Origin of the sequence: Halosimplex halophilum, assembly GCF_004698125.1 — an archaeon.
Taxonomy (GTDB): Archaea; Halobacteriota; Halobacteria; order Halobacteriales; family Haloarculaceae; genus Halosimplex; species Halosimplex halophilum.
The window spans coordinates 69977-92109 of the sequence record NZ_ML214298.1 but is presented as its reverse complement, the minus strand read 5'-3'; the positions used below and the strand labels follow the sequence as shown (position 1 = coordinate 92109).

The window sequence follows — 22133 nt, the reverse complement described above, 5'->3', positions numbered from 1 at the left end:
GCCGACGACCTGCTCGACCACTGCGGGACCCTCAGCTTCGCCGCCCCCGACGAGCTGACGGCGGTCCGTCTGTTCCGATACTTCTACGACCGCTACGGGGACGACCGGAGCTACGCGATCTGTCGGCAGCCGCCGTCGCAGTTCGACACCGACGCGGACATCTACATCGAGCCCAACGACCAGTTCGACGGCATCCGGCTGACCGGACAGGCGGCGGACGCCAGGCGGGACTGGAAGGTGGCGGATGCGACGGACGAGCTGTCGGAGTCGGTCGACGCGCTCGCCTCGGCGGCCGGCGAGAAACTGTCCGGGCACCGATCGGCTGCCGGGGTCGTGGCGGCCCTCGAGCGTCAGGGGTTCGACGAGGCGTTCCCGGTGACCGTCCGCCAGAAGGTCGATCCGGGCATGAACTGGGAGGGCGTCGCCAAGACGGGGCTGCTCGCGTTCGCCGTCGCGCTCGTCGCCGGTCTCGGCTACGCCGCGTGGCGCGGTTCGTTCACCGAGCTGGCGTCGCTCGCGACAGACTCGATCACGTACACGTTCCCGCCCCACCTCCCGCCGGTCGTCCCCACCGTCGAGTTCACGGCGGCGAACTGGCAACTCGTCGGCCCGCTGCTGGCGTTCCTGCTGGTTACCGTCGTGCTCAGACGGCGGGTGAGAGTCCCCATTCGGCGCGCGTTCTCGCGGCTCCGGTCGCTGCTCAGCCGGTCGCCGTTCCCGACGGAACTGGACCGCCGGGCCGAACAGGTGGTCGCCGACGCCGAGTCCCTGGAGTCGCTGGCCCGGTCGACCGACGAACTCGTCGGGCAGCTCTCGGACGGGTTCGCCGACCAGCCGGTCGAAGTGTCGACGACGGACCGGTCCTGGGTCTCGAAGCACTCGGCGACGCTTCTGGGAGTCGTCGGCGGTACCGCCGTCGCGGCCGTCCTGTTCGTCACCGCGTCGGCGATCACGGAGCTAGTCGTCGACAACTGGAATCCGGTCGTCGACGGGCTAGTGGTGGTCACCGCGCTGTGGGTCCTCGGCCACGCCGCCTACGCGGTCGGGACTCTCGCCGGCCGACTCTGGCCTTCGGGCTCGGTCCTGCGGCTTCCGCTTCGCCTCTTTACGCCCCCGTCGTCGACCGGCGGCTCGAATGGCCAGCAGGCCGACCGCGATGTTCGCCTCGAGGAGGTCAAGCGGCTGTCCGCGAACACCACCCACCAGACGCGAGAGACGCCCTCCCGGGAACAGATCTGGAAGTACATCGACGACGAGGACGCGGAAATTCGGGAGATCGCCGCGGAAGCCGCGAAGAAACTCGACGACGAGTCCTCCGGGGACGTGTTCGACAAACCCCAGCGCCAGAAGTACAAGCAGATCCTCCGGAACAGGAACCAGCAGCGGGGCCAGCGGAGCACTCGTGCCGACTCGAATACCTCCGAATCGAACCGGTCTCCGAACGACAAGCGGTCACGGACCGAGTCCCGGGGAGATTCCGGCGGGAAACCGGCCGGTTCGAACGCTTCGGGGAACGCCCCGGAGCCGGCACCGGAACTGGACCCCGTAACCGAGGAGCGGTCCTCGCAGTCACAGTCGAACCAGCGGACGGAGTCGACATCCGACGGGTCGGTCGCCGCGACGGCATCGGGTGGAGTGACCGACAAGTCGACCACGCCTGCACCCTCGGGATCGTCCGGATCCGCACCGATGGTCCGGTACGACGCGCAGAACACGGGATCGACGCCCGACCGCGGGCCGAAGAATTTCAAACGACGCCGCCGTGCGGACCTCTGCAGTTCGGGGTTCATCGGTTCCCCGACCACCAACGGCGAATACGTCTGCATCGCCGCGAAATCCGGGACCCTCTACGTATACGACCTACGGAACCACGAGGAACACTGGTCGATGGATCTCGGTTCGATCACTGCCCCTCCGTCCCTCCACGATGGAAGGGTCTACGTCCCGGTTGGTAGATCGGGAGAACGGGACCCGAGGGTGGCCGCGTTCGACCTTCAGACGAAGGAACGACGGGGCGAGTATCGACTTCCCGACATAGTCAATTCGACACCGGTCCACAGTGAGAATGTCGTCTACTTCACCAGTGACGAGCGGTTGTACGCCGTCGGAGACGGACTGGATCGCGACCGGTTCAAGATTACCGTCTCGGACATGGTGCCGGGGCGTCCAGTCGTCGACGACGACGTCGTCTATCTCTCGGACCGAGTTCTCATTGCTTTCGGGGCTGCCAACGGGTCGAAGATAGATCGCGACTGGGGGGTAAACTACGCACTCGACTGGGACCCGGTAGTCACCAACGACCTGATCTACGTTGTCACTAATCGTGACAAGTTCCACGTCGTCCGCAGTGACCCGAGCCGGGAAAAGGTCCGAGATGGGCCCTGGGAAGTAAACGGACGGTACGCGGCTCCCCCTGTCGTCTCTTCAGACAAAGCGGCAATATGTAAGGAAAGTGGAAAAATATACTGTTTCTCCGCGACTCTCGACGCCCTCTGGTCGAGGAACCTCAACTGCAATATCAACTCGGCGCCGGCGTTGACATCTGAGGGTCGTCTCTACGTCGCAGGCGAGAACGGCAGTGTCTTTGGATACACTCCCGACGGTGACCTGCTGGACATGTGGGACGATGCAGCGGGTAGTAACCACAGCCCGACCGTTGTCGGCGACCGGTTGCTCGTCGCGGACACCGACGGGCGGCTCCACATCCTCGAAGAGGGGTGACCCTGCGTCGCTGCCGGCGGTGGCGGCGACCTTCCGTGTCAGCGGCCCGCTCGGAGCACCGCCGCGTTACCCCTCGTCCAGCGCCTCGGGTTCGTCGTGCTGGACCGACCAGCCCTGGTTGATCCCGCAGGCCTCGCGCTCGGTGTACTCGATCTCGGTGTCCGTGTCGACCCGCGAGCCGCCCTCGACTGCCTCGACCACGAGCGGCACGTCCATCTGGCTGCCGCAACAGCCAACGTCGGTGAACTCGTCCCACTCGTCGCCCTCGGCGGCCGCGTCGTGGACCTTGGTGAGGTAGTTCCTGTAGTAGTCCGAACGGATCCGGGTACGGCCGTGCTTCCCGATGTCGGCCGGGAACGACAGCACCACCCGCGTCGCGAGCGGTTCAGTCGCCTCGTCGGGGGCCTGGCTGCTCATGTACCCCGGTTCGGGCGCGAGCGGTATGGAGTTTCCGGGCGCGTGCGTCGCTGGCAGGTCAACCCGGATCAGAGGCTATACGTCTCGCCGTCGACGGCCAGCGGCTCCTCGAACGCCCGGTCGGCGTCGAGGAAGTGGGAGACGTGGACCACCCGCGTCTCGTCCGCGTCGAGGTCCTCGCCCAGCGCGACGGCGCCCTCGACGGTCATGTGCTTCGTGCCGAACGTGCGGGCGCGCCCCTCGTCGTCGAAGTGGTTGCCGCCCGCCGGGTGGTGCTCGCACAGGTCGGCGGTCACGATCCCGTCGGCGAGCAGCAGGTCCGGGTCGTCGAGGACCGCCCTGGAGTCCGCGCCGATCCCGTAGGTCGTATCGCCGGAGACCGAGAGCTTCGCGCCGGTCTCGGGGTCCTCGACGGCGAGGCCGTAGCAGACCAGCGGCGGGTGGTCGACCGGGACCAGCGTCACCTCGAACCCGCAGGTCTCGAAGGGTTCGAAGGGCGTCTGGGGGACGACTGCGACCTGGTCGAGGTAGTCGTAGCGTCGCCGGACCGTCTCGGCGACGCTCTCGCCCGTCTCGGGGTCGCGCTCGTCGGCGGCGTGGACGGGCAGGCTGTCGAACAGCCGGTAGGCGTGCCCGAGGCCGTCGAGGTGGTCGAAGTGGATGTGCGTGATCACGGCGGCGTCGGGCAGCGGTACGTCGTGGCCGAGGAACTGGTGGCGGAAGTCCGGGCTGGTGTCGACCAGCAGCGACTCGCCGGTGCGCTCGTTGCGGACGTGCACTGAGAACCGCGAGCGCTCGACGCCGCGGTCGACCGCCCGCCGGCAGGTCTCGCAGTCGCAGCCGGGCGTCGGCGTCCCCGTCGTGTCGCCGGTCCCGAGGAGGGTGACTTCCATCGCCCGACCAAAGGACGCCCCGCCTCTAAAGGCCGTGGGCGCCGGCGATTGTCGTCGGTTCGTTCTAGTGGTGAGAGGAGCTGTCGGCAGTGGTGGATGTGCTCGTCACGCCCGCTATCTGTCGTATCTACCGCACTCGACGACAGGCGGTGAAAGCCCTCGGCGCGCTCGCGCCTTGCCCTTTCAGTCCGCCAGGACCGCGCTGCACCCGCATAGCACCGCGACCGCTCCGCCCGGCAACGCAACCGCGGACCGCCGGTAGCGAGCGCGACGGAGCGCGCTCGCGAGGGCGCCACCACTCCTCCCCGGTCGCGCCGCGTCCGCGGCGCGACACGCTTCCTGACCGCACACAGTCGGTCGCCAGCGGTGGCAGCGGCGGTCCCGTCGGCGGTCCCCGGCAGTGCCGCACTCCCCCGGTCAGATGTCGTCGAGGAAGCTCCGGAGCCGTTCGGTCGCGAACGCGCGGCGGTCGCGGAAGACGCAGTGGCCGGCGTCGTCGACGTGCAGCAGGCGGCCGTCGGGGAGCAGGTCGACGGCATCGCGGTCGCGCTCGCGCGCCGCCTCGTCCACGTCGGCGCGGACGACCAGCGTCGGCGCCTCGATATCGGGGAAGGCGTCCTCGGGGTCGACCCAGCCGCTGGTGAATACCCCGGTGATGTTCGGGCTGACTCGCAGGCGGGCGTCGGCCAGTAGACTCGCGAGCTCCTCGTCGCCGTCGGCGACGTGGCCGGCGAGTTCGTCGTCGGCCTCCAGCAGTTCGGCCTTGGTGTGGTCCTGCCACCACAGGATCCGCTGGCGGATCCCCTCGACCTCCGCCTCGTCCATGCGTTCGTCGCCGCGGTTGTCGGCGTTGTGGCCCAGCAGACAGGCGGGGTCGACCGCGACGACGGCCCGCGGCCGGCCCGGATCGAGCGCGGCGGCCGCGAGCACGGTATCCCCGCCCATCGAGTGGCCGAAGAGGATCGGGTCGGCGACGCCGAGTCCTTCGAGCAGGCCGATCAGGTCGGCCGCCCGGGTGTCGGCGTCGTAACCCGACTCGGGCGCCGACGACTGGCCGTGGCCGCGGGCGTCGTAGACGATCACGTCGTAGTCGTCGGCCAGGTCGCGGGCGAGCGGGAGCCGACAGCGCCCGTCGTCGAAGACGCCGTGGGCGACCACCAGCGGCGGCCCGTCGCCGCCGCTGCGGTCGTAGTGCAGTCTGACTCCCTCGGCGACCTCCACGTGGCCCGCCGTCCAGTCGGCCGGCGGGCGCGTCTCGATTGGCATGACGCCACGTACGCGCATCGGCCGCAAAAGCGTGCGGGCACCGGAACCGGAGACTGGTAGGGGTCCCCTCGCTCGTTCTGTCGCCGCGGGGGCGACGCGAGGAAAAGGCACATGGGCCCTCGGTCCGGAGTGTCGGGTATGTCAGAGCGGACGGACGAGCGGGTCGAGGACCTCGACGGCGACCTCGGCGACCCCGACGACGGCGACGTGGGGTTCAGCGACGACGAACTCGGGGTCGACGTGGACGCGCTGACCGGCGACCTCGACGGCGGGGGCGGCTCGACCGCCGACGCCGGGAGCGAAGCGAGCGCCGGGTCCGCCTCCGGGGCCGACTCGGGCCGGAGCCTGCGCTCGCGGCTGACGCCCTCGATCGGCCGCCCGAGCCTCGGGGTCAGCGTCCCCTCGTTGCGCTCGTTCCTGCTCGCCGCGGTGGTCGTGATCGGCGGGATGTTCGCCGGCAGCGCCGTCCCGCTGATCGGGTCGGTCACGGGCCTGATCGGCCTGTTCCTCGGCGCCTTCCTGCTGGGCGCGGTCAGCGGCACCCGCCGGTACGTCCCCGTGGCGGTGGCCGGCGCGGCCGCCGCCGTCTTCGCGACGATGATGCAGGGGGTGCTGACGCTGACGTTCGTCGAGAGCCTCGGGCTCGGGCCGACCGCCGCGCTCGGCGCGACCACCGGGATCGTCGTCGCCGTCCTCGGGCACTACTTCGGCCGGGACCTGCGCGACGGGCTCACCCGCGAGATTTAGTCCGGGAGCGTCCACTCGTCGCCGTCGCGCTCGGCGACGCCCTCCTCGGCGAGCCGTTCGAGCGCTTCCTCGACGACCTCTGGGGGCGCCTCGACGCGGCGGCTCACCTCCTCGACGGTGCCCGAGCGGGTCGCCAGCGCCGAGACCACGTCGCCGAGCAGGCGGGCGTCCTCGCCCTCGAACTGGTCGGTCAACTGCTCCATCACCTCCGAGAGGCGGCCGTGGACCCACCGCTGGGCCAGCGACAGTTCGCGGTCGAGGTCCTGCAGGCGGTCGAGTTCCGCCGCCAGATCGCCGGCGTCGGACCCTTCCTCGACCTCGGCGTCGATGGAGACGTGCCGGCAGGTGGTCACGTCGATGGAGCTGCCGGGGTAGCCGCTCTTGGTGCCGAACGTGTAGGGCGAGACGGTCACCTCAAGTCGGAGGTTCCGGGCGATGCGGAAGTACTTGCGGCGCTGGTCGTCGACGCTGCTCTCGACGAGGCCGGCCTCGTCGAGCCGTTCGAGGTGGTCGATGACCGCCTTCGGGCTCACGCCGATGTACTCGCTGATCTCCGTGACGTAACAGGGCTTGTGCGCGAGCAACCGGAGGATCCGCCGACGGTTGGCGTTGCCCAGCAGGTCGAGCAGTTCGGCGGAGTCCATTCACCTGAGGTTCGCGGTCGAGCCCTAAAAGCGTGTCCCCGCTGTCCCGGCGCCGTCGTGCGGCCGTCGGAACCGGGGTGTGTGAAGTCCCGTCCGGTCACCGCCCGGCCGCGCCGTCGGCGCCCAGTCGCGGGAACGCGCGGGCGGCGAGGCCCACGGCGAGGACGGACGTGGCGACGCTCCCGGCGACCAGAACGAGGCCCGGCTCGTAGCGCAGCGGCGGGTGGAGCCCGAAGCCGTAGTCGACGAGGTCGTTGCCCAGCGCGAGCGCGAGCGCGAGGCCGAGCGCGCCGGGCGTGGTCCGCCCGAAGTGCGGCAGGAGGTACGCCTCCGGGACGAACAGGAGGTGCGTGACCAGCACGCCGAAGTACCGCCAGAGGTCGGGGAAGTAGAGCCCGAAGTGGAGATTGAGGGCCAGCGCCGTCCACAGCCCCGTCTCGACCAGCCAGACGAACGTCACCGTGTAGAGGTAGGCGAGCACGAGATTGGCGGGCGCGGCGTCCAGCCGACGCCCGAGGTTCGGGAGGAGCGTCGCCAGCGCCAGCGCCATCAAAAGCGTCGCGACCGGCGAGTCCATGTACACCGGCCACGCCAGCGTGTCGACGCTCGCCAGCGCGGGCTCCTCGACGCTGAGGTAGAAGAAGAAGCCGACGAACACGCCCGCGACGTTGGCGAATATCAGCCACAGGAGGCTGGGGGCGTTCTCCAGGTAGTAGCGGGCCCACCGCCGCGGGATCACGGCGCTGCGGTCGGTCGCCCCTCCGTCCGCCCGCTCGTCGTCCGCTCGCCCGTCGCCCGCCGGCGACTCGTCCATGGTCGACCCGGAGTCCCGCGGCCACAAAGCGGTACCGAAGCCGTGGGCGTGCGGGAGTCGGTCCCCACCGGAACCGCCCGACTGCGGTCGCGTCGTGCGGTCTGAAAGCGCGCCGGCATAAGGCTACCGGGGAAGACTTATCCGTTACCGTGGTTGTGATCCACTCGCACGGCAATGTTCGAACAGTTCTCCAGCGGCTACTACCTGGGTCGGCTCTACGTCGAGCCCAGAGAGGGCGACGCGGCGGCCATCGCCGCCGCCGCCCACGAGCAGGTCAACGAGCAGCTGTACGCGGACGAGGGGATCTCGCGGACGGACCTCCCTCTGGTAATGAAACTGGAGAACACACACTTCACCGTCTACGGGGACGAGCGCGTCCCGGCGGACACCATCGCTCTCCCCGAATCGCTCGTCGAGGAGACGAACGTCCGCAACCCCCCCTCGCTGCGGGAGGTGTTCCTCGCCAAGGCCGAGCGGGCCAGACAGCTCCTCGCGGTCGCCGCCGGTACCCCGACGAGCGAGGAAGCCGTCGAGGAGGCCGTCCCGGACCACCCCTTCGACGGCGAGTTCGGCGGTCCCACCGGGATCTGAACGGCGGCCGGGAGCGGTGCGGTCGGCGCACACCGGAGCGCGCGTTCGCACCGAGGACGGTCACGACCCGACACCGTTTACCGGCTCTGTACCCAGCAGACGCCCATGGAAGTCGCGCTCGTCACGGTCGGGGACGAACTGCTCGCGGGGGACACGGAGAACACGAACGCGACGTGGCTGGCCCGCCAGCTCACCGAGCGGGGCGCGACTGTCGCGCGGATGCTCACGATCCCGGACGACCGCGCGGTGATCGCCCGCTGGGTCGGCGACTTCGCCGACGAGTTCGACGCCGTGGTCGTCACCGGCGGGCTGGGCGACACCCCCGACGACGTGACGGTCGAGGCCGTCGCCGACGCCTTCGGGCGCGACCTGGAGGTCCAGCCCGAGGTCCGCGACCGCGTCGCCGAGAAGGCCCGCCGCTACCGCGAGGAGAACCCCGAGTACTACGAACAGCACGACTTCGACCTCGACCTCGACGAGACGGCGGCGCTGCCGGCGGGCGCCCGTCCCATCCAGACCGCGGAGAGCTTCAACCCGGGCTGTGTCGTCGAGAACGTCTACGTCTTCCCCGGGTTCCCGGGGGAACTGAAGGTGATGTTCGACGCCGTCGCCGACGAGTTCGGCGGCGACGCGGTCTCCGCGTCGGTCGCCACGTCGACGCCGGAGGGCGCGCTGCGGCACGTCCTCGACGGCGTCCGCGACCGGTTCGACGTGGCCGTCGGCAGCTACCCCGCTCGCCGCGGGGAGCCCGGCCGGGTGAAGGTGACCGGCACCGACCCCGACGAGGTCGAACGGGCCGTCGAGTGGGTCGACGAGCAGGTGGCCGACCCCGAGGACGGCGAATGAGTCAGGTCCCGTCCCACTCCTCGGCGAGCAGGCCGTACTCGACGCGGTCGACGCGCTCGCCGCCGACGAAGTAGTACCCGCGGCGGCGCCCCTCCTCGACGAAGCCGAGCCGGTCGAGCAGCGCCGCCGACCGGTCGTTGGTCGCCAGCCGCCCGGCGTTCAGCCGGTCGAGCCGCCGCTCGGCGAAGGCGTACTCGACCAGCAGCGACAGCGCCTCGGTCGCGTACCCCTGCCCCTCGGCGTCGGGCGCGAGCCACGCGCCGACCTCCGCGCGGCCGGAGTCCGCGTCGATGTCGAACAGGGCGCAGAACCCGAGGCGGTCGGGGTCGTTCTCGTCGCTCGCTCCGTCGCCTCCGCGCTCGCCCTCTCCTCGTCCGTCGCTCTCGCAGATCAGGAGCCCGACCGTCCCGTCGCTCTCGACGTACTCCTCGCGGATCGCCGCGCGGTTCTGCGGGTGGACGCGCGGCATGGACCGCCGGACTGCGGGGTCGTTGTGGGTGCGCTGGAGGAACTCGACATCCTCGTCCTCGGGCGGTCTGAGCGTGACGCGCTCGCCCCGGAGGAAGACCGGTCCGGGCATCAGTCCCCGTCCTCGCTCCGGTCGACGAGATACGCCGGCCGCTCCCACTCGCTCTCGACGATCCCGTAGAGGTCGGCGTCGACGTACTCCCCGTCGACGTAGAAGGTGTCCCGGCGGCGGCCCTCGCGTTCGAACCCGACCTTCTCCAGAACCGCACGGGACCCGTCGTTGAACGCCAGCACGCGCGCGTCGACCTTGTGGAGCCGGCGCTCGGCGAAACAGTAGTCGACCAGCAGTTCGGCCGCGGCGGTGGCGTAGCCGTTGCCCTGGTGGGCCGGCGCGATCCAGTAGCCGATCTCGACGCTCCCGCGCTGCGGTTCGAGGTCGAACAGGAACGCCTCGCCGACGCGGTCGCCGTCGGCACGGACGAGGAATATCTCCCTGTCGTCCGCGTCGGTGAACTCCTCGACGTAGCCGGCGACGCCGTCGTCGCCGAGGGCCGTCGCCGACCCGAAGCCGGCCCTGATCTCGGGACGGTTCAGGTTTCGCTTGAGGAACTCGCGGTCGCGCTCCTCGACCGGACACAGCGCGACGCGGTCGCCGCGCAGGAAGACGGGGCCTGGCATACCTCCGACTCGCGCGGTCGCGGCGAAAGCGTTGGGGTGGTGTGGGATCCGCTCCCGCGGTCCCCGTTCAGAAGAAGTCCAGCAGGCCCAGCGAGACGGCGTAGTGGTAGGCCAGCGCGAGCCACGCCTCGAAGACGAGGGTGCCGGCCGCCGAGAGGACGGCGAACTCGCGGGTGTCGATCTCGGCGACGCCCGCGGGGACGGTCAGCATGCCGCGGGTAAAGAGGAGGGCGTTGCTGACGGGGACGGCCCACTTGCCCCAGCGGTCGAACCAGCGGTCGAAGCGGTCGAGTTTCGACTCGTCGACCCGGAACCACGGCTTCTGGAGCAGCCACTCGCGGCCGCCCCGCTTGGCGAGCTGGAACAGCGCGACCTGCCCCAGCGTCGCGCCGACGGTTGCGACGACGAAGATGAGCGCGACCGTCACCCACTCGTAGCCCGAGGGACCGGTCGCGAGGAACTCGATGGCCCCGGGGACGAGCGCCTCGCTGGGGGCGAAATAGAGGAGCATCGCGCCCTCGAGGACGAAGATGGGGAGCAGGGCGGGGAGGCCGTAGGTGTCGATGATCCGCTGGGCGAACTGCTCGTCGCCGAAGACGAACAGGACGGCGCCCGCGGCCGCGAGCAGGAAGAAGACGCCGGCGACGACGATCAACCCGTAGTCCTCGGCGAACCCGCGCAGCCGGGCCCGACGGGTCGAGTCCAGTGATGCCATTCACCGGAACGGTCCGGGCGTGTCGGGCAAATGTCTTCCGCTCGGGGGCGCCGACCGCCCGCGGAACCGCGCCCGCCGTCAGCCGGGCGGCCGCCGACCCCGGGCGCGACGGCGTCCGGCCGCTACGCTGATTACCCCGAGACGACGAATGCGGGTATGGACCTGCCACGCCGACCGCGGCGACTCCGGAGCGACGGCGTCCGCCCGCTCGTGCGGGAGACCGACCTCTCGGCGTCGGACCTGATCGCGCCCGTGTTCGTCGACGCGACGACCGACGAACGCCGCCCGATCGGGTCGATGCCGGGGCACGCGCGCGTGCCCGTCGACCAGGCGGCCGAGCGCGTCCGCGAGGTGCGCGAGACGGGCGTCGAGGCCGTCATGGTCTTCGGGATCCCCGAGTCGAAAGACGCGGAGGGCTCGCGCGCCTGGGCCGACGACGGCGTCGTCCAGCGCGCCGTCCGGGCGATCGCCGACGGGACCGACGCCTACGTGATCACCGACGTGTGCCTCTGCGAGTACACGGAACACGGCCACTGCGGCGTGCTGGAGGAGGGGGCCCGCGAGGACCCACAGCTGACCGTCGACAACGACCGCACGCTCGAACTGCTGGCCGAGACCGCCGCCTCCCACGCCGAGGCCGGGGCGGACATGGTCGCGCCCTCCAGCATGACCGACGGGATGGTCGGGGCCATCCGGGCGGAGCTGGACGCCCGCGGCTTCGAGTCGCTGCCGGTCATGAGCTACGCGGCGAAGTACGAGTCGGCCTTCTACGGGCCCTTCCGCGACGCCGCCGACGGCGCGCCCGCCTTCGGCGACCGCCGCCACTACCAGATGGACCCCGCCAACCGCCGCGAGGCGGCCCGCGAGGTCGCGCTGGACGTCGAGGAGGGCGCCGACGTGCTGATGGTCAAGCCCGCGCTGCCCTACCTCGACGTGGTCGCGGACGTGCGCGAGAACTTCGACCACCCGGTCGCCGCTTATAATGTCTCCGGGGAGTACGCGATGCTGCACGCCGCCGCCGAGAAGGGGTGGCTCGACCTGGAGGCGGTGGCCCGCGAGTCGCTGCTGTCGATCAAGCGGGCCGGCGCCGACCTGATCCTCACCTACTTCGCCGAGGACGTGGCCGAGCGGCTGTAGCGACGGCCTCGTCCCGCCGATCCAGCCCCCACCGCCCGGAGTCCCGACCCGGTCGCTCGCCGCCCGCGGTTCCCGATCGGACCGGGCCGCGCGCGAGCGGAACGACCCCGATCCGCCGCCGATCCCCCGTATTCCGGTCGACGAACGTTCGATTCGATCGGACGATCGTCGATAAAACTGGACGTACAAGTACCTTATATCCATGATACCATGGGGTACTTTCCACGGTCGTCCCGTTACACCCGATATATTTCTATCTTTTCAAGAATACCCTTATGTAGTAGGGTTCCATGACCCTCAACCGAGATGGAGACTACGAACGTAGTGAGAACGGGTGGAACGGTACGCGATCATCAAGATATATCGGGTCGCCCCGGCGGGGCGGAGGTGAGCCGCTGATGGCGGCGGCGCCGCTGGCGCCGGCGGCCGACGCGGTGCTCCAGCTGGACCCGGGCGCGGTCGCCGACGGGGTGAACAACGTCTGGATCCTCGTGGTCTGTTTCCTGATCTTCTTCATGCAGCCGGGCTTCGCGCTGCTGGAGAGCGGGCAGGTCCGCGCGAAGAACGTCGGGAACGTCCTGATGAAGAACATGACCGACTGGATGCTCGGCGTGCTCGTGTTCTTCGCCGTCGGTGCGGCCGTCAGCGCCCTCGTCGGGCAGCTGACGGCCCCCGGGACGGCGTTCGACCTCGGGGGCGCGTGGGGCCACGTCAACGACCCGACCCAGTACATCGGGTGGTTCTTCGGCGCGGTCTTCGCGATGACCGCCGCGACCATCGTCTCCGGCGCGGTCGCCGAGCGGATGAACTTCTCGGCGTACGTCTTCATCGCCGCGGCGATGACCGCCGTCATCTACCCGGTCGTGACCGGACTGACGTGGGCCGGCGGCCTGCTCTCGGCGGACGGCTTCCTCGGGCAGGCCATCGGCGTCGGGTACCTCGACTTCGCCGGCGCGACGGTCGTCCACATGGTCGGCGGCCTCGCCGGGCTCGTGGGCGCGAAGATGGTCGGTCCCCGCGCCGGCCGCTACGATTCGAGCGGGAACAGCCAGCCCATTCCCGGCCACTCGATGCTGCTGGCGGTGCTGGGCACGCTGTTCCTCGCGTTCGGCTGGTACGGCTTCAACGTCGGCACCCAGGCGACCGTGCTCTCGGCGAGCGACGGCGGTGTCACGTTCATGGGCGCCGCGCTCGGCCAGGTCGTCGTGAACACGACGCTTGGCATGGGCGCGGGCGGCGTCGCGGCCATGGTCGTCTCCTCGGCGTGGCAGGGCAAGCCCGACCCGCTGTGGGCCGCCAACGGCCTGCTGGCCGGGCTGGTCGCCGTCACCGGCGCCGTCCCCCACGTCACCTGGTGGGGCGGCGTCGTCCTCGGCGGTCTCGCGGGCGCACTCGTCCTGCCGACCTACCGCTGGGTCGTCGATTCGCTGAAGATCGACGACGTCTGCGGCGTCTTCGCGGTCCACGGGAGCGCAGGCGCCATCGGGACCGTCCTCATCCCGGTCTTCGGCGTCACCGCCACCGGCGGCTACACGTTCCTCGGCGTGAACCAGCTGACCATGCAGGTCGCCGGCTGCCTCGTCATCGCGGTCTGGACCGTCCTCGCCAGCGCCGTCGCGTTCAAGGTCGCCGACGCCCTCTTCGGCCTCCGCGTCTCCGACGAGGAGGAGGAGGCCGGCCTCGACGAGAGCGAACACGGCGTCTCGGTCTACCCCGAGTTCACCGCCGGCGGCAGCCGCGACAGCCCCGCCGTGAGCGCGGACGGTGGCTCCGAACTCCGCACGGACGGCGGCGCCCAGGGAGGTGTCTCCGATGACTGACGACGGGATCAAGATGGTCGTCGCCGTGGTCCGCCCGGACAGGCTCGGCGACGTGAAACAGGCGCTCGCGGAGGCGGGCGCCCCCTCGCTCACCGTCACGAACGTCTCCGGTCGCGGCTCGCAGCCGGCCAAGACCGGCCAGTGGCGCGGCGAGGAGTACGTCGTCGACCTCCACCAGAAAGTCAAGATCGAGTGCGTCGTCTCCGAGATCCCCGCCCGGGACGTGGTCGACGCCATCGCCGACGCCGCCCAGACGGGCGAGCCCGGCGACGGCAAGATCTTCGTCCTCCCCGTCGAGGACGCCGTCCAGGTCCGGACCGGCGACTCGGGCCCGGAGGCCGTCTGAGATTCGATGTCGGCGGACATCGACGACACCGACCGGCGGATCGTCGACGCGCTGCTGGACAGCGGGCGCGCCAGCGCGAGCGAGCTCGCCGAGCGGGCGGAGGTCGCCACCGCCACCGCGACCAAACGGCTCCAGCGCCTCGAGGAGGACGGCGTCATCGAGGGGTTCCAGCCCGAGGTCGACTACGGCGCCTTCGGCTACGACGTGACGGCGGTGTTCCGGCTGGACGTGGACGGCGCCGGCCTGGAGACGGTCGTCGCCGACCTGCGCGGCGCCGGCGACATGGTCGGCGTCTACGAGGTCACCGGGAGCGACGACGTGGTCGCCGTCGGCAAGTTCGAGAACACGGAGGCCCTGAACGCCCGGATCAAGTCGGTGCTCACTCACCCCGAGGTGCGCTCGGCCCGAACGAGCATCGTCCTCGACACCGTCTGCGAGTACGACCGCCTCCCCGTCGACGTCGACGGGTAACGGTCGCCCCGTCGACCCGCTCCGACGCTCGATCACTTTCTCGCCCTCCCCGGATCCGATCGTCACGTCGAGCGCGCGAGAGCGTCTACCCCCCGGATCGGCCGTTTTTGCCGCCATCACCGGTTGACGAGCGTCCAGATTCGACGCGCGTCAACCTAGCGTTTCTGGACGGAATACAACCTTAAAGGGATAATATTCTACCATAATTTTGACGAGCGTCTACGGAACCCCTGAAAGTTTCGTCATTGTAAAGCCAACCCTTATACAGTGGGATTCCGCACAGTTCTCCCGTACTCTCCGAAACAATCGGAGACCAAAAACGCTCCCGGCTGAACGATCCGGAACCAGTCGGGCACCACAACGACACATGCTCGAACTCACGCCACTGCAGACGGAGACCCAGACGCTGATCGACGCGATAAACAACGTGTGGATACTGGTCGTCACGTTCCTCATCTTCTTCATGCACGCCGGCTTCGCCATGCTGGAGGCGGGGCAGGTCCGCTCGAAGAACGTCTCGAACCAGCTGACGAAGAACCTGCTGACCTGGAGCGTCGGCGTCACCGTCTTCTTCCTGGTCGGGGCGGGCGTCGACAGCCTCGTCGGGACGGGGAGCTTCTCGCCGGCGTTCGGCGCCGACACCGCCGCCGACTGGATCGGCTGGCTCTACGGCGCCGTCTTCGCGATGACGGCGGCGACCATCGTCTCCGGGGCCGTGGCCGGCCGCGCGAAGCTGCGCGCCTACGTCGGCTACACGCTCCTGCTGGCGGCGGTCATCTACCCGGTCGTCTCCGGCATGGCCTGGTACGCGACGGGCCTGCTCGGCGCCGACGGCGCCGTCGGCTCGGCCGTCGGCGCGGCCTTTACCGACTTCGCCGGCGGGACGGTCGTCCACGCGATGGGCGGCATCGCCGGCCTCACGGCCGCGTGGGTGCTCGGCCCGCGCATCGGTCGGTTCAACGACGACGGCTCGGCGAACGTCATCCCCGGTCACTCGATGACCTTCGCCGTGCTGGGCACGCTGATGCTCGCGTTCGGCTGGTACGGCTTCAACGTCGGCACCTCGGCGATCTTCAACAGCGACAACGTCTTCGTGGCCGACCAGCTCGGCCGCGTCGCGCTGACCACGACGATCGCGATGGCCTGCGGGGCGATGGGGGCCGGCGCGGCCGCCGGGCTGAAGACCGGCAAGGTCGACACCCTCTACGTCGCCAACGGGCTGCTGGCCGGCCTCGTCGGCATCACGGCGATCCCCCATACGACGACGTGGTGGGGCGCGTTCCTCGTCGGCGGCGTCGCCGGCGTGCAGCTGCCCATCGTCTTCAGCTTCGTCGAGAAGCGCCTGAACATCGACGACGTGTGTGCGGTCTTCCCCGTCCACGGGAGCGCGGGCGTCATCGGGACGCTCATGTACTCGTTCGTCGCGGTCGAGGCCTGGAGCGGCTTCACGCCGAACGTCGGGTTCATGATCGAGGGCTTCATCGCCCAGTTCGCGGGCGTCGCGATCATCACGGTCTGGACGGTCGGCACCACCGGCCTCGTCTGGGGCGCGTTCAAGGCGCTCGGTCAGGCCCGCGTCAGTCGCGAACACGAGCAGGAGGGTCTCGACGTGAGCGAGCACGGCGTCGAGACCTACCCCGAGTTCGGCGACGAGGGCGCCGCGGTCGCCGACGGCGGGTTCGTGAGCGAAGAGAACCCCGTCCCCGCCGAGCGCACCACGGACGAACGGAGTGACTGACCCATGACCGACGACACCCAAACTGACAGCATCGACGCGGACGACCACGCGAACACGGACTCGAAGATGACTGACAACGAGATTCGCACGGACGGCGGCGAGGCGGAACCGAACGACGGAGAGATCAAGATGGTGGTCGCGATGGTGCGGCCCGACAAGCTGGGCGACGTGAAGCAGGCGCTGGCGGAGATCGGCGCCCCCTCGCTGACGGTGACGAACGTCTCCGGCCGGGGCTCCCAGCCGGCGAAGAAGGGCCAGTGGCGCGGCGAGGAGTACGTCGTCGACCTCCACCAGAAGGTGAAAATCGAGTGCGTCGTCGCGGACATCCCCGCCGACGACGTGGTCGACGCCATCGTCGAGGGCGCCAACACCGGCGAGAAGGGCGACGGCAAGGTGTTCGTCCTCCCCGTCGAGAGCGCGACCCAGATCCGCACGGGCAAGACCGGTCGGGACGCGGTCTAGAGGCCCGGAAGCCATGGTCGACATCGACGAGACGGACAGGCGGCTGGTCGACGCGCTGCTGGCCGACGGCCGCGCGAGCGCGAACGAGCTCGCCGACCGGGTCGGGATCGCGACCGCGACCGCCACCAAGCGCGTCCAGGCGCTCGAAGACGCCGGCGTCATCGAGGGGTACCGTCCCGAGGTCGACTACGGCGCCTTCGGCTTCGAGGTGACGGCCGTGTTCAACCTCGACGTGGTCGGCTCCGGGATCGAGGCGGTCGTCGCCGACCTGTCCGGCGCGCGCAACATGGTCGGCGTCTACGAGGTCACCGGGAGCCAGGACGTGGTCGCCGTCGGCAAGTTCACCGACACGGCGTCGCTGAACGCCCGGATCAAGGAGCTGCTCGTCCGCGACGAGGTCGAATCGGTCACCACGAACGTCGTGCTGGAGGTCGTCGCCGAGAACGACCCGCTCCCGCTCGCCGGGGAGTGAGCGGCCCCGACCGCTTCGGTCGACGCGCGATCGGAGCGCCCGACCGCCTCGCCGGCGGCGACGCTCGCGCGAGCGGTGAAGTGTAAGGTCTTAGTATTTGGGGCTGGGAGTACGCTGTACTATGAACGTCGCAGACGTAATGACGCCCCGCGAGGACCTCGTCACGGTCGAGTTACCCGGCACCCGCGACGACGTCCTCGAATATCTCCAGGAGCGGGCGTTCTCGTCGGTCCCCGTGGTCAAGGAGGGCGACGACGGCGAACAGTTCCGCGGTCTCGTCTCCCGCGACGCCCTGATCGACCAGCCCGACGAGGACCAGCTCGCCATGCTCGTCGAGGAGGTCCCCACCACCAGCGCCGACGCGAGCCTGACGGAGCTGGCCGAGCTCATGCTCGCCGAAGGCGCCCGGCGGGTCCCCGTCGTCGACGGCCGCCTGGAGGGGATCGTCACCATTACCGACGTGGTCCGCGCTATCGCCACGGGCGACGTGGACGGCGACGTGACCGTCGGCGACCTCGCCCAGCGCGAGGTCAACTGCGTCTACGAGGGCGCGCCGCTGCCCGTCGCCGAGCGGGAGCTGTCCCACGCCGACGCCCCCTACGGCGTCGCGCTGGACGACGCCGGCGAGACCAGCGGGATGATCACCGAGGTCGACATCATCGACGTGGCCCGCGTCGTCGAGGGCGAGGAGGAGACCGGCGACAGCCTCGCCGCCGACGACGACGACTGGAAGTGGGAGAGCGTCAAGGCCGTCGGCTCCCGGTACATGCCCACCCGCAACGTCGAGATCCCCGCCGGCCCCGTCTCGGAGTTCATGACCGACGACCTGGTCACCATCAGCGGCCGCCGCACCGCACAGGACGCCGCCCAGCTGATGATCGAGCACGACATCGAGCAGATCCCGCTGGTCTCCGGCGACGACCTGACCGGCGTCGTCCGGGACATGGATCTCCTGGAGGCGCTTCGATGAGCGAGGGCGAGCAGCGGAGCGGCGCGGACGGCGCGGGCGACGACCGGAGCGGCGATCTGACCGAGCTCGCCAAGCGGCGGGGCTTCTTCCTCCAGAGCGCCGGCGCCTACGGCGGCGTCTCCGGCTTCTACACGTTCGGTCCCAACGGCGCCGCCCTCAAGGACAACGTCGAGGACACCTGGCGCGACCGGTTCACGGTCCGGGAGGGCAACATGGAGATCGACGCCCCCACCGTCATGCCCGAAGCCGTCTTCGAGGCGTCGGGCCACCTCGACGGCTTCGACGACATGATAGTCGAGTGCCCGGACTGCGGCGAGAGCCACCGGGCGGACCACGTCGTCGAGGACAACACGGACTACGAGGAGGCCGAGGCGCTCGGCGCGGAGCGCGTCGGCGAGATCATCGCCGAGTACGAACTCGTCTGTCCGGTCTGTGGCGCGGGCCTGGCCGGCCAGGCCATCGAGGAGTTCAACCTCATGTTCGAGACGACGATTGGTCCGGGGTCCTCCTCGCCCGGCTACCTCCGCCCGGAGACCGCCCAGGGCATCTTCGTCGAGTTCCCCCAGCTGAAGGAGTACGCCCGCAACCAGTTGCCCTTCGGCGTCACGCAGATCGGCCGCGCCTACCGCAACGAGATCAGCCCCCGGAAGTCGCTCGTGCGCGTCCGGGAGTTCACCCAGGCCGAACTCGAACTGTTCATCGATCCGGAGGAGGACGAGCCGGACCTCTCGGCGGTCGAGGACGTCGTCGCGCCCTTCTACAGCGCGGCCGCACAGGAGGACGAGGACGGCGAGGCCCGGGAGCTGACGATCCGGGAAGCCGTCGACGAGGGGCTCGTCGCCGACCCGTGGATCGCCTACTACCTCGGCGTCGCCGCGGAGTGGTACGAGTCCATCGGCGTCGACATGGACCGGTTCCGCTTCCGCCAGCACCTCGGCGGCGAACTCGCCCACTACGCCGCCGACTGCTGGGACGCCGAGAGCTACATCACCGGCGACTGGGTCGAGATCGCCGGGTTCGCCTACCGCTCGGACTACGACCTCTCGAAACACGACGAGTACTCCGACGACGACTTCACGGTCTTCCGGCAGTACGACGAGCCCGTCACCGTCAAGCGACCCGCCGTCGACCCCGATATGAGCTACCTGGGGCCGGAGTTCGGCGGCGCGGCCGGCGACGTGGCCGACGCGCTGGAGCGGCTGGCCGAGGAGGACCCCGACGCCTTCCGCGAGGCCGAGGAGGACCCCGACGGCGAGGGCACGGTCACCGTCACGGTCGACGGCGAGCGCCACGAGGTGCCCGTCGGCCAGACCGGCTTCGCCGTCGAGGAGGTCACCGAGTCGGGCGAGCACTTCCTGCCCCACGTCGTCGAGCCGTCGCTGGGTATCGACCGCGCGCTGTACACGGTACTCGACCACTGCTACCGCGAGGACGAGGTCGACGGCGAGGAGCGGACCTACCTCGAACTGCCGGCCGAGGTGGCGCCGACGACCGTCGGCGTCTTCCCGCTGATGGATCGGGACGGCCTGGGCGAGAAGGCACGGGAGGTCGCCGCCGACCTGCGCGAGCGCGGTCTCTCCGTGGCGTACGACGACTCGGGCGCCATCGGCCGGCGCTACCGCCGCCAGGACGAGGTCGGGACCCCCTTCTGCGTCACCGTCGACTACGCGACGGTCGGCGAGGCCCGCGACGACGACGAGGGCGAGCCAGGGACGGTGACCGTCCGCGAGCGCGACACCACCGCCCAGCGGCGCGTCGACATCGACGACCTCCCCGAGACGCTGGAGGCGCTGCGGGACGGCGACATCGAGTTCGCGGAGCTGTAGCTCACGCCGCGGCGGACGCCGCGGACCGACACCCATGCGCGACGAGATACTCCGGCGGCTGGTCCACGCGAGCGGGACAGCGGTGCCGCTCGCGTACCTGTTCGTGCCGGCCGTCGAGTGGCTCCACGTCCAGGCCCTGCTGGTCGCCGGCCTGGCCGTCGCCTCGGTCCTGGAGGTCGTCCGGCTGGTCGTCGGGCTGGACTGGTGGGTCTACGAGAAGCTCACCCGGGAGTACGAGCAGGACAACCTCGCGGGTTACTTCCTCGCCGTGTTCAGCATGGCCGTCGTCGCGCTCGTGTTCGAGCCGACCATCGCCGTCCCGGCCATCCTGATGCTGACCATCGCCGACCCCGTCTCCGGCCTGCTTGGCTCGGGCGAGCTGCGGACCGCCAAGGACGTGACCGTCCTGCTGACGACCTTCGCCGTGGCGACGCTGCTGGCGGTCCCCTTCGTCCCGGCGACCGCCGCAGTCGCCGGGGGCGTCGCGGCGACCGTCGCCGACGGGATCAAGCCCGTGGTTCGGGGCTACGTCATCGACGACAACCTCACCATCCCCGTCGCCGGCGCCGCCGCGATGTTCCTCGCCGTCGAGTTCCTGCCGTCGACGCCGGTCTGAGCCGCGACCGTCGCCCCCGTCCACTCACTCCGAGTCACTCAGGAGAGCGCCGACCGCGAACGTCTCCGCGAACCGCGCGCCGCGGGCGGAGTTCCCGGGGACGACGAGCGTCTCGCCGCCCCGAGCGGCCACGGCCGCCTCGATCCCCTCGCGGCGCTCCCGGTCGACCGTCGCGGCGACCAGCGCCGTCTCGACGGTGCCGTCGTCGACCGCCCGGTCGAGGTCGTCGTCGCCGTAGACGACTCCCTCGCCGTCGCGCAGGCGCTCGAAGAATTCCGCGAGCGTCTCGCGGAGCCGCCGCGTCGCCGGGTCGAGGAGGTCGGCGGCCGCGGCGTCGAGCAGTTCCCGCAGGCCCGGTTCGGACGCGTGTTCGACGGTGAAGGTGCCGACGAGACGGTCGGTCAGGCGGTCGTCGAGGTGCCCGCCGTCGACGAACGCCGTCGCGGCGTCCATCGGGCCGCCGACGGCGAGGCGGGCCACGGGGTCGTCGCCGAGGAACGCCTCGTCGGCCGCCGCGGCGACCTCGCGGAAGAACGCGCGGCTCCGGCGCCGGCGCTCGCGCTCGAAGCGGTCGGGGTCGTCCGTTCCCGCACGGGCCGATCCCGTGATCCCGCCGTCGACCGTGGCGACGGGTTCGACCCCGCCGTCCACGACGCGGCCGAGGGCGGCGTTCCCTCGTTCGACGACGAGCAGGCCGTACTCGTCGCCGCCGGGCGGTCCGCTGTCGTTCGAGGGACCGCTGTTCGGTTCGCTGTCCGTGCTGTCGTGTCGCGTGTCGTCTGTCATCTGTGGTGATGGCGGGTGTCGGTCGGCGAGCGGTACCCGTGGCCCGCGAGGGCCGGCCATCACCGTCTTCAGAGAACGAGCGTGCCGCTCGCGACCGGCGCGGACGCGGCGCGGGCGTGGTCGGAGCGGCGCATACCCGAGTGAACGGATGGATGACACAAAGCCGTTCGGGTGGCGTGGGTGGCCGTGACACGGCCGAGGGACGGCCGGCGACTGGCGGCGGCCGGCGGCTTGCCACGGCAGGCCCGCCGTTCATCGGTCGCGCCCGGCAAGCCCGGGTATGCTCGACGACCCGGACTGGCAGGCGTACCTCGGGACGCGCGTGACCGACCGCGGGAAACCGGTCGGGACCGTCGTCGACTTCGACGCCGACCGCGGGGAGTTCTACCTCGAACCCTCCCCGGAGATCGACCGGAACACCTGGGACGGGCTGGGCTGGGGCGACCACGCGGACTACGACCGCAACTGGGAGGACGTGGACTACGACCGCTGGCGGGCGGGGGAGAGCGATCTGCCCGTCGGCTACGACGAGTGGCCCTGTACGCTGCCGAACGCCCGCCTCGAAGAGAGCGAGGACGGTGCGGAACTGCGACTGGTCGACGCGACGTGAACCGAGGTTCTGGACGGCGAACACCCCTGTTTCACTTCCGGCGCGGTACCTGAAGCCTTATCGGGCGGCGGGGCCAACC

22 protein-coding genes and 1 pseudogene are annotated in these 22133 nt (G+C 70.3%); 14 read left to right on the top strand and 9 right to left on the bottom strand.

Going from position 1 to position 22133, the window contains the following annotated elements:
* Window positions 1-237 precede the first annotated feature (237 nt).
* Complete coding sequence (locus E3328_RS11610) at window positions 238-2721, top strand: outer membrane protein assembly factor BamB family protein (RefSeq protein WP_135364811.1); 2484 nt, start codon at window positions 238-240, stop codon at window positions 2719-2721.
* 66 nt (window positions 2722-2787) lie between these two features.
* Here E3328_RS11610 and E3328_RS11605 read toward each other — a convergent pair whose 3' ends face one another.
* The 3 genes from E3328_RS11605 to E3328_RS11595 form a co-directional block, all read right to left on the bottom strand.
* On the bottom strand, window positions 2788-3138 hold the full coding sequence (locus tag E3328_RS11605; RefSeq protein WP_135364810.1) for a DUF7968 family protein: 351 nt from the start codon (window positions 3136-3138) through the stop codon (window positions 2788-2790).
* 68 nt (window positions 3139-3206) lie between these two features.
* Entirely contained in the window at window positions 3207-4031 is an 825-nt protein-coding gene (locus E3328_RS11600) for an MBL fold metallo-hydrolase (RefSeq protein ID WP_135364809.1), read from the bottom strand.
* A 417-nt stretch (window positions 4032-4448) separates the two neighbouring features.
* Window positions 4449-5297 (bottom strand): alpha/beta fold hydrolase, encoded by an 849-nt coding sequence (locus tag E3328_RS11595; RefSeq protein ID WP_135364808.1) that lies wholly within the window; start codon window positions 5295-5297, stop codon window positions 4449-4451.
* Between the two features lie 138 nt (window positions 5298-5435).
* On the opposite strand from E3328_RS11595, the gene E3328_RS11590 reads away from it, so the two are divergent.
* A complete protein-coding gene (locus E3328_RS11590; RefSeq protein ID WP_135364807.1) occupies window positions 5436-6044 on the top strand; it encodes a hypothetical protein in 609 nt (202 codons plus the stop codon).
* Here E3328_RS11590 and E3328_RS11585 read toward each other — a convergent pair.
* The gene (locus E3328_RS11585; protein ID WP_135364806.1) at window positions 6041-6688 is read right to left on the bottom strand and encodes an ArsR/SmtB family transcription factor; all 648 of its coding nucleotides are present in this window, start codon (window positions 6686-6688) and stop codon (window positions 6041-6043) included. The genes E3328_RS11590 and E3328_RS11585 overlap by 4 nt on opposite strands.
* 97 nt (window positions 6689-6785) lie before the next feature.
* Window positions 6786-7502, bottom strand: a complete 717-nt coding sequence (locus E3328_RS11580) for a DUF1405 domain-containing protein (protein ID WP_135364805.1) — start codon at window positions 7500-7502, stop codon at window positions 6786-6788.
* Between the two features lie 174 nt (window positions 7503-7676).
* On the opposite strand from E3328_RS11580, the gene E3328_RS11575 reads away from it, so the two are divergent.
* Window positions 7677-8093, top strand: a complete 417-nt coding sequence (locus E3328_RS11575; protein ID WP_135364804.1) for a DUF5802 family protein — start codon at window positions 7677-7679, stop codon at window positions 8091-8093.
* A 105-nt stretch (window positions 8094-8198) separates the two neighbouring features.
* Window positions 8199-8939: a competence/damage-inducible protein A gene (locus E3328_RS11570; protein ID WP_135364803.1), complete on the top strand. Its 741-nt coding sequence runs from the start codon at window positions 8199-8201 to the stop codon at window positions 8937-8939.
* Between the two features lies 1 nt (window position 8940).
* Here E3328_RS11570 and E3328_RS11565 read toward each other — a convergent pair whose 3' ends face one another.
* From E3328_RS11565 to E3328_RS11555, 3 genes are all read right to left on the bottom strand, one after another.
* Window positions 8941-9519, bottom strand: a complete 579-nt coding sequence (locus E3328_RS11565; protein WP_135364802.1) for a GNAT family N-acetyltransferase — start codon at window positions 9517-9519, stop codon at window positions 8941-8943.
* Window positions 9519-10085 (bottom strand): GNAT family N-acetyltransferase, encoded by a 567-nt coding sequence (locus E3328_RS11560; protein WP_135364801.1) that lies wholly within the window; start codon window positions 10083-10085, stop codon window positions 9519-9521. Before E3328_RS11560 ends, E3328_RS11565 begins: the two co-directional genes overlap by 1 nt.
* Before the next feature lie 67 nt (window positions 10086-10152).
* On the bottom strand, window positions 10153-10800 hold the full coding sequence (locus tag E3328_RS11555; RefSeq protein WP_135364800.1) for a DedA family protein: 648 nt from the start codon (window positions 10798-10800) through the stop codon (window positions 10153-10155).
* 156 nt (window positions 10801-10956) lie between these two features.
* On the opposite strand from E3328_RS11555, the gene hemB reads away from it, so the two are divergent.
* The 9 genes and pseudogenes from hemB (at window position 10957) to E3328_RS11510 (ending at window position 20658) form a co-directional block, all read left to right on the top strand.
* The gene (gene hemB, locus E3328_RS11550) at window positions 10957-11937 is read left to right on the top strand and encodes a porphobilinogen synthase (RefSeq protein WP_135364799.1); all 981 of its coding nucleotides are present in this window, start codon (window positions 10957-10959) and stop codon (window positions 11935-11937) included.
* Window positions 11938-12350: 413 nt separating this feature from the next.
* Window positions 12351-13757 carry an ammonium transporter gene (locus E3328_RS11545; protein ID WP_394345912.1) on the top strand — a complete coding sequence of 469 codons (1407 nt, stop codon included), beginning with the start codon at window positions 12351-12353 and terminating at the stop codon, window positions 13755-13757.
* A complete protein-coding gene (locus E3328_RS11540; protein WP_135364797.1) occupies window positions 13750-14103 on the top strand; it encodes a nitrogen regulatory protein GlnK1 in 354 nt (117 codons plus the stop codon). The genes E3328_RS11545 and E3328_RS11540 overlap by 8 nt, the downstream gene beginning before the upstream one ends.
* 6 nt (window positions 14104-14109) lie before the next feature.
* Window positions 14110-14574: an Lrp/AsnC family transcriptional regulator gene (locus E3328_RS11535; protein ID WP_135364796.1), complete on the top strand. Its 465-nt coding sequence runs from the start codon at window positions 14110-14112 to the stop codon at window positions 14572-14574.
* 367 nt (window positions 14575-14941) lie between these two features.
* Window positions 14942-16774 (top strand): annotated as a pseudogene (locus E3328_RS11530) (ammonium transporter).
* A gap of 13 nt (window positions 16775-16787) precedes the next feature.
* The gene (locus tag E3328_RS11525; RefSeq protein ID WP_135364795.1) at window positions 16788-17246 is read left to right on the top strand and encodes an Lrp/AsnC family transcriptional regulator; all 459 of its coding nucleotides are present in this window, start codon (window positions 16788-16790) and stop codon (window positions 17244-17246) included.
* Window positions 17247-17367: 121 nt separating this feature from the next.
* A complete protein-coding gene (locus E3328_RS11520) occupies window positions 17368-18216 on the top strand; it encodes a CBS domain-containing protein (protein ID WP_135364794.1) in 849 nt (282 codons plus the stop codon).
* A complete protein-coding gene (gene glyS, locus E3328_RS11515) occupies window positions 18213-20042 on the top strand; it encodes a glycine--tRNA ligase (protein WP_135364793.1) in 1830 nt (609 codons plus the stop codon). Before E3328_RS11520 ends, glyS begins: the two co-directional genes overlap by 4 nt.
* Window positions 20043-20076: 34 nt before the next feature.
* Window positions 20077-20658, top strand: a complete 582-nt coding sequence (locus E3328_RS11510) for a diacylglycerol/polyprenol kinase family protein (protein ID WP_135364792.1) — start codon at window positions 20077-20079, stop codon at window positions 20656-20658.
* A 24-nt stretch (window positions 20659-20682) separates the two neighbouring features.
* Here the strand turns inward: E3328_RS11510 and E3328_RS11505 are convergent, their stop codons facing one another.
* Entirely contained in the window at window positions 20683-21444 is a 762-nt protein-coding gene (locus E3328_RS11505; protein WP_167837384.1) for a baeRF10 domain-containing protein, read from the bottom strand.
* Window positions 21445-21724: 280 nt separating this feature from the next.
* Between E3328_RS11505 and E3328_RS11500 the strand changes: the two genes are divergently transcribed.
* A complete protein-coding gene (locus E3328_RS11500) occupies window positions 21725-22054 on the top strand; it encodes a hypothetical protein (RefSeq protein WP_135364790.1) in 330 nt (109 codons plus the stop codon).
* Window positions 22055-22133 lie beyond the last annotated feature (79 nt).